This window comes from Streptomyces sp. NPDC008092 (assembly GCF_042957285.1).
Taxonomy (GTDB): domain Bacteria; phylum Actinomycetota; class Actinomycetes; order Streptomycetales; family Streptomycetaceae; genus Streptomyces.
The window spans coordinates 351,144-364,287 of sequence record NZ_JBIBHY010000013.1; the positions used below are offsets into that span (position 1 = coordinate 351,144).

The 13,144-nt window shown below is 73.6% G+C and carries 12 protein-coding genes; 4 read left to right on the forward strand and 8 right to left on the reverse strand.

Translation table 11 applies throughout. The annotated features are described in order from the left end of the window. Positions 1 to 4 precede the first annotated feature (4 nt). Both ACFZB3_RS36725 and ACFZB3_RS36730 read right to left on the reverse strand, forming a co-directional pair. Complete coding sequence (locus tag ACFZB3_RS36725; protein WP_391383699.1) at positions 5 to 874, reverse strand: LysR substrate-binding domain-containing protein; 870 nt, start codon at positions 872 to 874, stop codon at positions 5 to 7. Positions 875 to 962: 88 nt separating this feature from the next. Next, the gene (locus tag ACFZB3_RS36730; protein ID WP_391383703.1) at positions 963 to 1,550 is read right to left on the reverse strand and encodes a ferritin-like domain-containing protein; all 588 of its coding nucleotides are present in this window, start codon (positions 1,548 to 1,550) and stop codon (positions 963 to 965) included. A gap of 281 nt (positions 1,551 to 1,831) precedes the next feature. Here ACFZB3_RS36730 and ACFZB3_RS36735 point away from each other — a divergent pair, with 281 nt between their 5' ends. Continuing rightward, the gene (locus ACFZB3_RS36735) at positions 1,832 to 3,202 is read left to right on the forward strand and encodes an FAD-dependent oxidoreductase (protein ID WP_391383706.1); all 1,371 of its coding nucleotides are present in this window, start codon (positions 1,832 to 1,834) and stop codon (positions 3,200 to 3,202) included. Here the strand turns inward: ACFZB3_RS36735 and ACFZB3_RS36740 are convergent. Beyond that, complete coding sequence (locus tag ACFZB3_RS36740) at positions 3,194 to 4,486, reverse strand: MFS transporter (protein ID WP_391383709.1); 1,293 nt, start codon at positions 4,484 to 4,486, stop codon at positions 3,194 to 3,196. The two genes, ACFZB3_RS36735 and ACFZB3_RS36740, sit on opposite strands and share 9 nt — an antisense overlap. A gap of 107 nt (positions 4,487 to 4,593) precedes the next feature. Between ACFZB3_RS36740 and ACFZB3_RS36745 the strand changes: the two genes are divergently transcribed. Beyond that, positions 4,594 to 4,938, forward strand: coding sequence for an N-acetyltransferase (locus tag ACFZB3_RS36745; RefSeq protein ID WP_391383712.1), 345 nt, complete (start codon positions 4,594 to 4,596; stop codon positions 4,936 to 4,938). Positions 4,939 to 5,053: 115 nt separating this feature from the next. Further along, positions 5,054 to 6,796 (forward strand): pyruvate dehydrogenase, encoded by a 1,743-nt coding sequence (locus tag ACFZB3_RS36750; protein ID WP_391383715.1) that lies wholly within the window; start codon positions 5,054 to 5,056, stop codon positions 6,794 to 6,796. A gap of 3 nt (positions 6,797 to 6,799) precedes the next feature. Here ACFZB3_RS36750 and ACFZB3_RS36755 read toward each other — a convergent pair whose 3' ends face one another. From ACFZB3_RS36755 to ACFZB3_RS36775, 5 genes are all read right to left on the reverse strand, one after another. Then, positions 6,800 to 8,413, reverse strand: coding sequence for an MFS transporter (locus ACFZB3_RS36755; RefSeq protein ID WP_391383720.1), 1,614 nt, complete (start codon positions 8,411 to 8,413; stop codon positions 6,800 to 6,802). Then, on the reverse strand, positions 8,410 to 9,150 hold the full coding sequence (locus ACFZB3_RS36760) for a DUF1275 family protein (RefSeq protein WP_391383722.1): 741 nt from the start codon (positions 9,148 to 9,150) through the stop codon (positions 8,410 to 8,412). The genes ACFZB3_RS36755 and ACFZB3_RS36760 overlap by 4 nt, the downstream gene beginning before the upstream one ends. Then, positions 9,131 to 9,658, reverse strand: coding sequence for a DoxX family membrane protein (locus ACFZB3_RS36765; protein ID WP_391383725.1), 528 nt, complete (start codon positions 9,656 to 9,658; stop codon positions 9,131 to 9,133). Before ACFZB3_RS36765 ends, ACFZB3_RS36760 begins: the two co-directional genes overlap by 20 nt. Before the next feature lie 49 nt (positions 9,659 to 9,707). Beyond that, positions 9,708 to 10,370, reverse strand: coding sequence for an isochorismatase family protein (locus ACFZB3_RS36770; protein WP_391383729.1), 663 nt, complete (start codon positions 10,368 to 10,370; stop codon positions 9,708 to 9,710). Between the two features lie 109 nt (positions 10,371 to 10,479). After that, the gene (locus ACFZB3_RS36775; RefSeq protein WP_391383760.1) at positions 10,480 to 12,348 is read right to left on the reverse strand and encodes an amidohydrolase family protein; all 1,869 of its coding nucleotides are present in this window, start codon (positions 12,346 to 12,348) and stop codon (positions 10,480 to 10,482) included. A 343-nt stretch (positions 12,349 to 12,691) separates the two neighbouring features. Between ACFZB3_RS36775 and ACFZB3_RS36780 the strand changes: the two genes are divergently transcribed. Further along, positions 12,692 to 13,144: alpha/beta hydrolase fold domain-containing protein (locus tag ACFZB3_RS36780; protein ID WP_391383732.1), on the forward strand; the 453-nt coding region annotated here is incomplete at its 3' end.

Genomic DNA, 13,144 nt, shown 5'->3' on the forward strand with positions numbered 1-13,144 from the left:
GCGGTCAGGTGAGGTGGCGCAGCAGCGCCGCGACGGCCGCCGGGGGCTCGCCCGGCGGCCGTACCACCATCACCTTCCAGCTCGGCGCGTGCCGGGCGAACCGGTGGAGCGTCAGGTCCGGGAAGCGGTGGGCGATGGTCGGCGGCATGATGCAGACGCCCAGGTCGGCCCGGACCAGTTCGGACGCGGCCACGATGTCGTTGACCTCGAAGGTCGTGGCGCGCTCGACGCCGGCCGCCCGGAACGCGCGGTCGGCCGCGTCCCGGATCGCCCAGCCGGGGGTGAACTCCACCTGCGGCAGCTCGGCGATGTCGGCCAGGTCGACCGCGCCCTCGGCACCACTGGTGGTGAGGCTCCGCCGGGGCGAGGCCGCCAGGACCATCTCCTCGCGGGCCAGCAGCTTCGTCACCAGACCGCGCTGCTGCTGGCGGTCCAGGGCCACCACCGCCAGGTCCACCGTGCCCTCGCGCAGCGCCTGCCGGATGTCGGTGACCGCCGCCTGCCGCAACTGGACCACCACCCGCGGGTGTTCGGCCCGCAGGGCGGCCAGCGCGTGGTGCAGGTTCGCCCAGACCCCCTGCATGGTGCCGACCGTCACCCGGCCGCGCAGCTCGCCCTTCGCCGCGTCGACCGCCTCGCGGGCCAGCTCGGCGGCGCGCAGGGCGTGCCGGGCCGCCGGGACGAACGCCTCACCGGCCGGGGTGAGCCCGACCCGGTGCGTGGTCCGGGTGAACAGCGGGGTGCCCAGCTCGCGTTCCAGGGCGCGGACCGTGCCGGAGACGGCGGACTGGACCACGTGCAGCCGCCGCGCGGCCGCCGTGAACCCGCCCGCGTCCGCCACGGCGACCACGACTTCCATCTGCCGCAGGTCCATGAGCTGCTCCCGGTGGCACGGCGCCCGCCTCGGTACGGCGGGGATCTCCGCCGCATCCTAGGCAGGCATCCGCCGCTCCCGGGTTCTCTCAGGCGCGGACCAGGGGAGTGTCGACCAGGTGCTCCGCCAGGAACCAGGCCTGCAGCTCCCCGGTCCTGATGACCTGCGAGACCAGCAGGTCGTTGGTGCCGTCGTCGCCCATCCCCGCGGTCCGGGCGGCCGCGTCGTGCGCGTCGACCAGGATCGTCTCGTGGGCCGCCAGGAGCCGCGAGAGCATCGCCGGGACCTCCTCGACGCCGTCCGGCGGGCGCGGGATCGAGGTGATCTCGGCGACGTGCCGCGGGTCGCCCACCGCGACCCCGCCCAGGGTCTGGACCCGCTCGGCGAGCGTGTCGACGAGGGCCAGCTGTTCGCCCGCGTGCTTGTCCAGCAGCAGGTGCAGCTGGTAGAAGGTCGCGCCGCGCAGCAGCCAGTGGTGCTTCTTGTAGAGGCCGTACAGGATCTGGGTGTCCGCCAGGGCCCGGTTCAGACGCTGGCAGGAGTACATGCGCGTCTCGTAGGTGAGGCCGAGGGGGAACTGCTTGACGGTCCCGAACTCCTGGATGACCTCGCCCTTCTGGTGCAGCCACGGCTGGCTGTGCTGCAGGGCCTTCCCGGGCTCGGAGCTGGTGGTCACGGTGCGCCTCCTGGCGGATGTCCGATGCGGCTGGGTACGCGAGTGACGCTAGGCGCGGCGGTGGGGAAGGCGTTGCCCGGGAGCGCCCGGACCGGCACCCCTGAGCGCACCCGGTGCGCCCCGGGAGCGGCCGCGGTGCACGCACCCGATGTGCCCCGGGACCGGCCGCCGTGCACGCATCCGGTGCGCTCTGGGACCGGCCGCCGTGCACGCACGGGCGCGGGCCGGCCGCCGCGGCGCCCTACCGTCGGTGGCCGGCAGTCGTAGGGAGCGAGGGGCGCATGAACGAGCAGGTGGACGTGGTCGTCGTCGGCCTCGGGCCGGGCGGGGAGTACCTGGCGGGCACGCTCGCCGAGGCGGGGCTCGACGTGGTCGGCGTCGAGGCGGAGCTGGTCGGGGGCGAGTGCCCGTACTGGGGGTGCGTCCCCAGCAAGATGATGATCCGGGCCGGGAACGCGCTGGCCGAGGCCCGCCGGGTGCCCGGCCTGGCCGGACGGGCCGAGGTGACCGCGGACTGGGGCCCGGTCGCCGGGCGCATCCGTACCGAGGCCACGGACGACTGGAACGACCGGGTCGCGGCCGACCGGCTGGCGGCCAAGGGCGGCCGCCTGGTCCGCGGCCGGGGCCGGCTCACCGGACCGCGCCGGGTGACCGTCGACGGACGGGAGTTCGAGGCCCGCCGGGGTGTCGTCCTGGCCACCGGCAGCCGCCCCCGGATACCCCCGGTGCCGGGTCTCGTCGGCACGCCCTACTGGACCAACCGGGACGCCATGTCCGCCAAGGAGCTTCCGGCGTCGATGCTGGTGCTCGGCGGCGGTGCCATCGGCGCCGAGGTCGCCCAGGTCTTCGCCCGGTTCGGCTGCCGGGTCACCGTCGTCGAGGGGCAGGAGCGGCTGCTGGCCCAGGAGGAACCCGAGGCCGGAGAACTCGCGGTCGAGGCCCTGCGCGCCGACGGGGTGACCGTCCTGACCGGGGCTCGGGTCGGGCGGGTCGCCCATGACGGTGCCGGGTTCACCGTGTGGCTGGAGGGCGGGGCCGAGCCCCGGCGCGCCGAGCGGCTGCTCGTGGCCACCGGACGGTACAGCGACCTCGCCGGGCTGGGCGTCGAGGCGGCCGGGCTCGACCCCACCGCCCGTGCCGTCCCCACCGACGGACAGCTGCGGGCGGCGGACGGTCTGTGGGCGGTCGGCGACATCACCGGCCGGGGCGCCTTCACCCACGTGTCCATGTACCAGGCGCAGATCGCCGTCCGGGACATCCTCGGCAGGCCCGGCCCCGACGCCGACTACCGGGCGCTGCCCCGGGTCACCTTCACCGACCCCGAGATCGCGGCCGTCGGGCTGACCGAGCGGCAGGCCCGCGAGCGGGGGCTGCGGGTGCGGACCGCCGTACTGCCGAACGCCTCCTCGACCCGTGGCTGGATCCACGGGCCGGGAGGCGAGGGCTTCCTCAAGCTGGTCGAGGACGCCGACCGGGGTGTCCTGGTCGGCGCGACCTCGGCGGGACCGGCCGGCGGCGAGCTGCTCTACGGGCTGAACGTCGCCGTCCACGCCGAGGTCCCGGTCGAGCGGCTGCGTCACATGATCTACACGTACCCGACCTTCCACCGCGCGATGGAAGCGGCCCTCGCGGCCCTTGCCGACCTACGCTGAGCGCTTCGCGCCGGTCCGGTGCTCGGTGAGCCAGTACAGCAGGCCCAGCACCGGCAGGGCGGCCCCGAACATGCTGACCGCGCTCCAGCCGCCGGAGCGGTAGGCGATCGAGCCGAGCTGGGAGCCGAGGGCGCCGCCGATGAAGAAGATCGCGATGAAGGCGCTGTTCAGGCGGGCCCGGGCGAGGGGATCGAGTTGGTAGACGGTGTGCTGGCCGAGGATCAGGCTGGTCTGCACGGCCATGTCGAGGGCGACGGCCGCGAGCCCGATCAGGACGACACTGTGCTGTCCGAACCCGGCGATCGCGAAGGCCACCGCGGCCAGGCCGAACGCGGCACCGGTCATCCGGCGGGTCAGCCCTCGGTCGGCCCAGTGCCCGGCGAACGGGGCGACGGCCGCACCGGCCGCGCCGACCAGCGCGAACACCCCGACCCCGACGGCGGAGTAGCGGAAGTGCGGTCCGGTCAGAACGTACGAGACGGTGGTCCAGAAGGCGCTGAAGGCACCGAACATCGCCGCCTGGTAGAGACCCCGGCGCACCAGCGCGGGGTGCGTGCGCACCAGCGCCGCCGTGGAGCGCAGCACGTGGCGGTACGGCACGGAGGTGGTCGGCGCGTGCTGGGGCAGGGCCAGCCGCAGGGCCACGCCCAGCAGGGCCATCAGGACGGCCGAGCCGAGGTAGACGACCCGCCAGCCGGCCACGCTGGAGACCAGGCTGCTGAGCGTGCGGGACAGCAGGATGCCGGTGAGCAGGCCGCTCATCACCCGGCCCACCACCCGGCCCCGGGCGTGGTCGGGCGCCAGACTTGCGGCGAACGGGACGAGGATCTGCGCCACCACGGAAGTGGCCCCGCTGATCAGCGAGGCGATCAGCAGCATCGGGAAGCCGGTCGCGAGGCCCGCCGCCACCAGGGCGAGCGTGGTGACCGTCAGCAGCGCGGTGATCAGGCTCCGCTTCTCCAGCCGGTCGCCGAGCGGCACCAGGAAGATCATGCCGATCACGTAGCCGACCTGGGTGAGCGTGATCAGCAGGCCCGCCGTGGCCTCGCTGATGTGGAAGACACCGCGCAGCTCGGACAGCAGGGGCTGCGCGTAGTACAGGTTCGCGACCGTCATGCCGGAGGCGACGGCGAACAGCGCGATCAGCCAGCCAGGCACCCCATGGGCGGCCTCGGCGGCCTCCCGGCGCGGGGAGCGTATTTCGGACGACGACATCTGGGACACGGGACCTTCCTCACCGGAGGTGTTGCTCTCGTCATGCACCAGCGCTCCGCCGCCCGTCATGCTTCCCCCTTCGCGGCGATGGTTCGGGATGTCAGTCATCTCGATGGGAGATCACCGTCGCCGTCCCAGACCCACCGGTATCGTCACATCCCACCGAAAGGAACCCGATGAGCCAGCCCCAGGCCGCCCCGGTCGTCGTGCACGACGGCGCCCACCACCGCTACGAGATCCTGGTCGACGGCGTCCGCGCCGGCCTCACCGCCTACCGCGACCACGGTGACCAGCGGGTCTTCTACCACACCGAGGTCGACGACGCCTTCGCCGGACAGGGCCTGGCCGGCCGGCTGGTCGAGGAGGCGCTCACCGACGTCCGCGCGGACGGGAAACGCGTCGTACCCGTGTGCAAGTACGTGGCCACGTTCCTCCGGAGGCACGAGGAGTTCGCCGACCTCGCCGACCCGGTGACCCCCGACGTACTGCACTGGCTGCGCGGCGAACTCGACCGGGTGTGACGTGCGCTGCCGGCGGTGATCCGTGCGCTGATGGTCAACTCCGGTTCGCCCGGCGCCGTTACGGTGACCGGTGGCGCGGCGTCCCCCGCCGTGCCGCCGGCGGCGAAGGAGTGGCATGGCCAGGCAGACCATCGCGGAACAGTACGTCGACCTCATGGCGCGCGCGGGTGTGCGCCGCATCTACGGGGTGGTCGGGGACAGCCTGAACCCCGTCGTCGACGCGGTCAGACGGCATGACGCGGTGGAGTGGGTCCAGGTCCGCCACGAGGAGGTCGCGGCGTTCGCGGCCGGCGCCGAGGCCCAGCTCACCGGCCGCCTCGCCGCCTGCGCCGGCTCCTGCGGCCCGGGAAACCTGCACCTGATCAACGGCCTCTACGACGCCCACCGCTCGATGGCCCCCGTGCTCGCGCTCGCCGCCCAGATACCCAGCGGCCAGATCGGCACCGGCTACTTCCAGGAGACCCACCCCGACCGGCTGTTCGCCGAGTGCAGCCACTACTCGGAGCTGATCTCCTCCCCGCACCAGATGCCCCGTGTCGTCCAGACGGCGATCCAGCACGCGGTGGGCCGCCGCGGCGTCTCGGTCGTCGCCCTCTCCGGCGACACCGCCGCCGAGGACACCCCGGACGCGGCCCCCGAACTCACCCTGCCCCTGGACCTGCCCGCCATCCGCCCGGGCGACCGGGAGCTGGCCCGCCTCACCGAGCTGGTGGACGCCGCCGAGCGGGTGACGGTGTTCTGCGGCCGGGGCGTCGCCGGCTACCACGCCGAGGTGATGGCCTTCGCGGAGAAGGTCAAGGCCCCGGTCGGGCACGCGCTGCGCGGCAAGGAGCACATCCAGTACGACAACCCCTACGACGTCGGCATGAGCGGACTGCTCGGCTACGGCGCCGCCTACGAGGCGATGCACGAGGCCGACCTGCTGATCCTCCTCGGCACCGACTTCCCGTACACCGACTTCCTGCCCCGCCATGTCCGCACGGTCCAGGTCGACGTCCAGCCCGAGCGGCTCGGCCGCCGCACCCAGCTCGACCTCGCCGTCTGGGGCGACGTGGGCGAGACCCTGCGGTGCCTGACCCCGGCCGTGCGGGAGAAGACGTCGCGCCGGTTCCTCGACCGCATGCTGGAGCGGCACGCGCACGCCCTTGAGGGCGCCGTGAACGCCTACACCCGCGACGTCGAGAAGCAGACCCCGATCCACCCCGAGTACGTCGCCGCGGTCCTCGACGAAGAGGCCGCCGACGACGCCGTGTTCACCGTGGACACCGGCATGTGCTGTGTGTGGGCGGCGCGTTACCTGACGCCGAACGGCCGCCGCCGCATCCTCGGCTCGTTCGTGCACGGCTCGATGGCCAACGCGCTGCCGCAGGCGATCGGCGCCCAGTTCCTGGACCGCGGCCGGCAGGTCGTCTCGCTCTCCGGCGACGGCGGATTCTCCATGCTGATGGGCGACTTCCTCACCCTCGTCCAGTACGGCCTGCCGGTGAAGGTCGTCGTCTTCAACAACTCCTCGCTCGGCATGGTCGACCTGGAGATGATGGTCGACGGCCTGTCCCCGCACGCCACGTCCTACCCGCACACCGACTACGCGGCCATCGCCACCGCGGCCGGCGCACGGGGCATCCGGGTCGAGAAGCCCGCCGACGTGCGCGGCGCGCTCCGCGAGGCCTTCGCCCACGACGGACCCGCGCTGGTCGACGTCGTCACCGACCCCGCCGCCCTGGCCGTCCCGCCGAAGATCACCGCCGGGCAGATCAGCGGTTTCGCGCTCTCCGCCAGCCGGACCGTGCTCAGCGGCGGAGTCGGCCGCATGGTCCACCTGGCGCGGGCCAACCTCCGCAACGTTCCGCGCCCCTGAGCCTCAGGGACGCCGTATCGCCGGTCCCGCCGTCGTGTCGAAGGCATGGGTCACCTCGGGCGCGGTGCCCGGGGTGAGCAGCGCGCGGGCCTCCTCCTCGAACCGGCGGTCGGTGGCCGTCAGCCGCACGTGGTGCTGGGCCTGGTGCTCGGCCCAGGAGGAGACCAGGTAGTTCTCGACGAAGCGCTCGGCGTCGTGGCCGTCCTGGTAGAGGCCCCAGGACAGGGCTCCGGTACGGCGCCGGGAGCGGGCCACCCGGTGCATGCGGTCCGTGAACTCGGCCTGCCGGTCCGCCGGGACGCGGTAGACGACGGAGACCAGGACCGGGCCGTCGGCCTCCCCGGGTTCGAACACCAGGGGAGGCGCCGGCCAGTGGTCGGAGGGCGCGGGGTTGATGCCCTCGGCGTCCCGCAGCGGCCACCGCCTTACGCTGGCCGCGCTCAGCAGCATCGCGCCGCCGGCGATCAGCAGGCAGGCGCTCAGCCCGAGCCAGTCGGCCACCGCGCCCCACAGCGGCGCGGCCAGCGCCTGACCGCCCTGGAAGACCAGCAGGTAGACGGCGAGCCCGCGGGCCCTGACCCAGCCGGGGAGCCGGGTCTGCACGGCCGCGTTGAGCGTGGAGAGCACGGCGATCCAGGCGAGGCCCGCGGGCAGCAGGGCGAGCGCGACCAGCCACGGCACATGGACCACGGCCAGCACCGCGAGCACCCCGGCGAACACCAGGGCGCCGACCGCGAGGGTGCCGTTGGCGCCCAGCAGCCGCCGGGCGCGGGGGAGCAGGAAGGCACCGCCGACCGCGCCGATGCCGACCGCCCCGAGGAGCAGTCCGTAGCCGCCCGACCCGAGGCCCAGGGAGCGGCTCGCGGTGAGCGGCAGCAGGGCCCACAGGGCGGCGCCGCCGGGGATGAACAGGAGCGTGCGCAGCAGGATCCGGCGGACACCGGGCGCGTTCCAGACGTAGCGGCGGCCGGCGTACAGGGCGGCCAGCAGCCCCTCGTTCCCGGCGGGCGGGACGGCCGCCGCGGCGGGGCGCCGCCACAGCAGCAGGACGGCCGCGATGCCCAGGTAGGACGCCGCGTTGAAGGCGAAGACCCAGCCCGCCCCCGCCGCCGCGACCACCGCGCCGCCGAGCGCCGGGCCGACGGCACGGGCCAGGTTCATGTTCACCGCGCCCAGCGCCGCCGCCTGCCCGAGCCGCTCCCGCTCCACCAGCTCCGGCTGGATCGCCTGCCAGGCCGGGCCCATCAGCGCGGTGCCGCAGCCCAGCAGGAAGGTCAGGGCCAGCAGCGCCGTCGGCGACAGGGCGTCCAGGAACGCGAGCACGGCCAGCGCCCCGGACACCGCGAGCATCGCGAACTGCGCGGTCACCAGCACCACCCGCCGGTCGAACCGGTCGGCGATCACCCCGGAGGGCAGCGCGAGCAGGACGACGGGCAGGCTGGACGCGGTCTGCACGAGGGTCACCAGCGCGGCGCTGTCCCCGACCAGCAGCCACTGGGCGCCGACCGTCTGCATCCAGCTGCCGACGTTGGAGACCAGCTGGGCGATCCACAGTGCCCGGAAGACGCGTGCCGCGAGGGGCGCCCACGGGGACTCGGCGGCTGTGTCGGTCGTCATGCCGCTCCCGACCGGGTCCACGCCGGGTCGCCGCCTGCCAGCCGGTGCGTCGTCAGGGAGGTGACGAACAGGAGCAGCAGGGCCAGGCCCAGGGTGAGCACCAGATGGCCGTGGAGCAGGAGCGCGGTCCCCGCGAACGCGCCGAGCAGCATCGCCAGGACGGACAGGATCCGGCGGCCCGGCCGGGGCGCGGCACCGCCCGCCGGACCGGAGTCCGCGGCCAGGCCCGTCAGGGTCAGCGTCAGCACGGTCGTGGTCATGTCGGGGACGCCGAGGCGCCGGGCGACCGCGTTCTGCAGGCCCATGGCGAGCCCGAGGAACACGATCAGCGTGTACTGCACCCCGGTGCCGGTCCGGCCGCCGCCGACCGCGGCGGCCACCACCGTGACGGCGACCAGCACGCTCTGCACGGCCGTCGCCGTCTTCAGCAGGTTCCCGCGGTGGGCGGCGAACCGGGTGCCCAGCCGCCCGCCGGCCAGCGCCCCGGCCAGGAACGCGGCCAGCGCGACGACCGAGGCGAGCGCGGACAGGTTCGCGGCGCCCGCCAGCGCGAAGCCGAGGAACACCACGTTGCCGGTCATGTTGGCGACGAAGACATGCCCGAGGGACAGGTAACTCACCGCGTCCACCAGCCCGGTGACCACCGTCAGCGTCAGCAGCAGGGGAGGCAGCGGGCCGTGCCGGTCGTCCCGGGGCGGTACCAGGGTGTGGAGCGCGTCAGTCAGCAGCCTGCGCACGGCGTGTTCCTTCCGGTGCGGTGGGGGTGCGGTGCAGCACCGCACGGGTGAGCAGGCCGCTCGTGGGGCCGATCACGATCGCCGCGAGGACGAGCCAGAGCGGCCACGGGGTGAGGCCCAGCGCGTGGTCGACGGACCACCGGCCGGGCCCGGTGAGGGACAGGGCCACCGAGACGACGACGAGGACCATCGGATACTCGTACCCGTCGTTCTGCACCCACAGACCCTTGGGCCACTTGACCGTCCCGGCCACCGTCATCACGCCCATCGCGGCCATCGCGGCCAGCGGGGTGAGCAGCCCGGCGGCCAGGAACAGGCCGGCGCCGATCTGGCTGCCGCCCGCGACGACCGCGGTCAGCCGGCCGCCGCGGAAACCGTCGTGCCGGAACTCCTCCGTTCCGCCCACCAGGCCCTTGCCGCCGAGGCGGAAGCTCACCTTCTGCACTCCGTGACCGGCGATGAGGAGCCCCGCCAGCAGCCGGAGGATCAGCAGCCCAGCATCATCCATGTCTTCCTGCCTGTTCCCGCCTGTTCCCGACTTGGTGAGTGACGACCGGTCAGCCGGCCGCGTGCGCGCCGATCATGGTCTGGGCGTAGACCAGGCCGAGGCCGTAGGCGCCGCCGTGCTCCTTGACCACGTTCGTGACCGCCTCGTACGTCTCCGTACGGGCCCAGTCGCGCTGGAGCTCCAGGAGCACCTGGACCCAGGTGACCGGCGCTGCGCCGGCCTGGACCATGCGCTGCACGGCGTGCTCGTGGGCCTGCGGGGTGACACCGCCGGACGCGTCGGCGACCACGTACACCTCGTACCCCTGGGCGATCGCCGAGAGCACCGGCAGGACCACGCACACCTCGGTCCACAGACCGGCTATGACGAGCTTCTCGCGGCCGGTCGCCCTGACGGCCTCGACGAACGCCTCGTCCTCCCAGGCGTTCATCGTGGTGCGGTCGATGATCTTCTGGCCCGGGAAGACGTCCGCGAGCTGCGGCATGATCGGGCCGGAGAACGACTCGGCGGCGACCGTGCTGAGCACGACCGGCACGCCGAACGCCTTGGCGGCCTTGGCCAGGCCCAGGGTGGAGTTGACGATCGCGGTGCGGTCGCCGCTGCCGGTGCCGAAGAACATCTGCGGCTGGTGGTCGACGAAGAGGACCGCGCAGTTGTCGGGGGTGAGGAGGGCGGGGCCGGGGGTGGCGGTGACGGTGGTGATGTCGGGCATTCGGGTGCCTTTCCTTTTGCGGCTGCGAGAAAGCGCCTGGTGGGGTGGCGGGATGGGTTGTCGGGCGGGTGCGGGTGCGTGGGGGCTGGCCGCGCAGTTCCCCGCGCCCCTAAAGGGGCCCGCCGAAGCAGGGGTCTGTCGGGAAGGGGCCGTTGGTCTCCGTGAGCAGGCCGCGGCGTATTCGCCACTCGCGGTGCAGGTCGGACTCCGCTGCCGCCTCTGCCAGGGCGTGTGCCTGGCGTACGCCTGTGGGCTGGTAGCCGCCGAAGTGGGCCACCGGGCTCCAGTCGGGGGTGATGGCCGGCAGTTCCTCGTCGAGGCCCTCGTACTCGCCGGCGGCGTAGACGATCCGGCCGCCGGTGACCGTGAGCAGTGACTCGATGTGGGCGATCTCCGGTTCGGGCACGGTGAAGTAGTCGTCGGAGAGGATCGCGAGGTCCGCGTAGAAGCCCGGGCGCAGGATGCCCTTGACGCCCTCCTCTCCCGTCAGTTCGGCGCCGGCCCGGGTGAACATGCGCAGGGCGGTTCCCCGGTCGACCCGGTTGGACGGGGGACGGAGCACGAGGTCGCCGACGTTGCGGCCGCTGATCAGCCAGTGCAGGGCGACCCACGGGTTGTAGCTGGAGACCCGGGTGGCGTCGGTGCCGGCGGCCACGGTCAGCCCGCGGTCCAGCATCTCCCGGATCGGCGGGGCGTCGGCCGCGGCACCGGGGCCGTAGCGGCGCAGGAAGGCCTCGCCCTGGAAGGACAGCCGGTTCTGCACGGACATCGCACCGCCGAGCGCGGCCACGCGGTCGAGGCTCTCGGCCGACGCGGTCTCCGCGTGGTCGAACAACCACCGGTTCCCGGCCGGGAAAAGACCCTCGGCGGCCAGCTTCTCGAAGACCGCGAGATCCCGGCGGATCGTCTCGTCGTACGTGGCGTGCAGCCGGAACCCCCAGCCGTTCTCCATGAGAAGACGCACCGCCTTCTCGAACTCCGGCTCGTAGTCGTCGTGTTCGGGGCGCGGCTGGTTGAAGTTCTCGAAGTCGGCCGCCGCCCAGGTGAGGTTCTCGCCCGCGCCGTTGAGGCGCAGCCACTCGTCGCCGTCGCCGTAGTCCGCCATCTCGATCCAGCGGGTGAGGTCGGCCACCTCCTGGCCCGCGGTCTGCGGGAAGAGGTGGTAGGCGATGCGCAGCGACAGCTCACCGGCCGCGGCCAGCTCGACGACGGTGCCGTAGTTCTCGGGGAAGCTCTGGAAGCCGCCGGCCGCGTCGATCGCCGAGGTCAGCCCGAAGCGGTTCAGCTCGCGCAGGAAGTGCCGGGTCGAGGACTTCCGGTGCGCCTCGTCCAGGACCGGCGCCTTGGCCAGCGTCGAGTAGAGGATGAGGGCGCTGGGCGCGGCCAGCAGCATGCCGGTCGGCTCCCCGTCCCGGCCGCGCACGATCTGGCCGCCCCGCGGGTCGGGGGTGTCCTTGTCGAATCCGGCGGCCTTCAGCGCCGCCCGGTTGAGGACGGCCGACTGGTACAGGTGCAGGACGAAGACCGGGGTGTCCGGGGCGGCGGCGTTCAGCTCGGCGACGGTCGGCAGCCGCCGTTCCGCGAACTGCTCCACCGACCAGCCGCCCACCACCCGCACCCACTGGCCCTTCGGGGTCCGGGCGGCCTGCTCGCGGAGCATCGCGAGGCCCTGGCGCAGCGTGGGCACGCCGTCCCAGCGCAGCTCCAGCACGTAGTTGAGCCCGCCGCGGATCACGTGCAGATGGGCGTCGTTGAGGCCCGGGACCACCCGTCGCCCGAGCGCGTCCACGACCCTGGTGGCCGGGCCGATGTGCGGGGCCACGTCCTTGTCGTCGCCGACGACCGTGACCACACCGTCCCGGACGGCGAGTGCCCCGGCATGCGGGCGGTTCGGGTCTCCGGTGTGGATTTTGGCGTTGCGGACGACGAGCTCCGCGGGATCGTCGGCGGCCTGAGGAACCAGACCGCCGACCGGCATTGAGGACACGCTTTCGGGGCCCCTTCCGGGATGGATTTGCGGTGCCGGCCTGTCAGTTGGCCGTCGAATCGGAGGCGAACCGCGACCGCCGCGCCGTCACGCTAGGTCTGCTCCTGGTCGCGGGGTGTCCCGTGCGCGCACTCGTACCCGCCCCACAGCGCACCGGTCCGCACGCGGGCCGCGGCCTGCGGGCCGGTGCGCGTGGGCTGCGGGCCGGTGGGCGTGCGCTGCGGGGCCGGTGGGCGTGCGCTCGGGGGCAACTGCCCGGCGCGCGGCGCTCCTACGGTGAACCGCGGCGGCGCCGGAACGCCCGGTGTGCCCCACGCAATCCCAGGAGAGTCACATGTCCGAAGCCTTCACGCCCGTCACGCCGGTCCTCGAGCCCGCCGCCCAGGCCTTCGTCGAGGCCACCGCCAACCCGCCCTACCTCTTCGACCTCGCCCCCGCCGAGGGCCGCAAGGCCGTCGACGAGGTCCAGTCCGGCGACATCGCCAAGCCCGCCGTCGACGAGGAGTGGATCACCGTCGAGGGCGGCCCCACCGGCACCGTCCGCGCCCGCATCGTCAAGCCCGCCGGCACCACCGCCACCCTCCCCGTCATCCTCTACATCCACGGCGCCGGCTGGGTCTTCGGCAACGCCCACACCCACGACCGCCTCGTCCGCGAACTCGCCACCGGCGCCAACGCCGCCGTCGTCTTCCCCGAGTACGACCTCTCCCCCGAACACCGCTACCCCGTCGCCATCGAGCAGAACTACACCGTCGCCCAGTGGGTCGTCGCCCACGGCGCCACCAAG

Bases quoted from the DNA above. Each gene is read 5' to 3' on its own strand.
- ACFZB3_RS36750 (WP_391383715.1), top strand. From the start codon at position 5,054: ATGGCCAGGCAGACCATCGCGGAACAGTACGTCGACCTCATGGCGCGC.
- ACFZB3_RS36770 (WP_391383729.1), bottom strand. From the start codon at position 10,370: ATGCCCGACATCACCACCGTCACCGCCACCCCCGGCCCCGCCCTCCTC.
- ACFZB3_RS36765 (WP_391383725.1), bottom strand. From the start codon at position 9,658: ATGGATGATGCTGGGCTGCTGATCCTCCGGCTGCTGGCGGGGCTCCTC.
- ACFZB3_RS36745 (WP_391383712.1), top strand. From the start codon at position 4,594: ATGAGCCAGCCCCAGGCCGCCCCGGTCGTCGTGCACGACGGCGCCCAC.
- ACFZB3_RS36755 (WP_391383720.1), bottom strand. From the start codon at position 8,413: ATGACGACCGACACAGCCGCCGAGTCCCCGTGGGCGCCCCTCGCGGCA.
- ACFZB3_RS36775 (WP_391383760.1), bottom strand. From the start codon at position 12,348: ATGCCGGTCGGCGGTCTGGTTCCTCAGGCCGCCGACGATCCCGCGGAG.
- ACFZB3_RS36740 (WP_391383709.1), bottom strand. From the start codon at position 4,486: ATGACGGGCGGCGGAGCGCTGGTGCATGACGAGAGCAACACCTCCGGT.
- ACFZB3_RS36725 (WP_391383699.1), bottom strand. From the start codon at position 874: ATGGACCTGCGGCAGATGGAAGTCGTGGTCGCCGTGGCGGACGCGGGC.
- ACFZB3_RS36735 (WP_391383706.1), top strand. From the start codon at position 1,832: ATGAACGAGCAGGTGGACGTGGTCGTCGTCGGCCTCGGGCCGGGCGGG.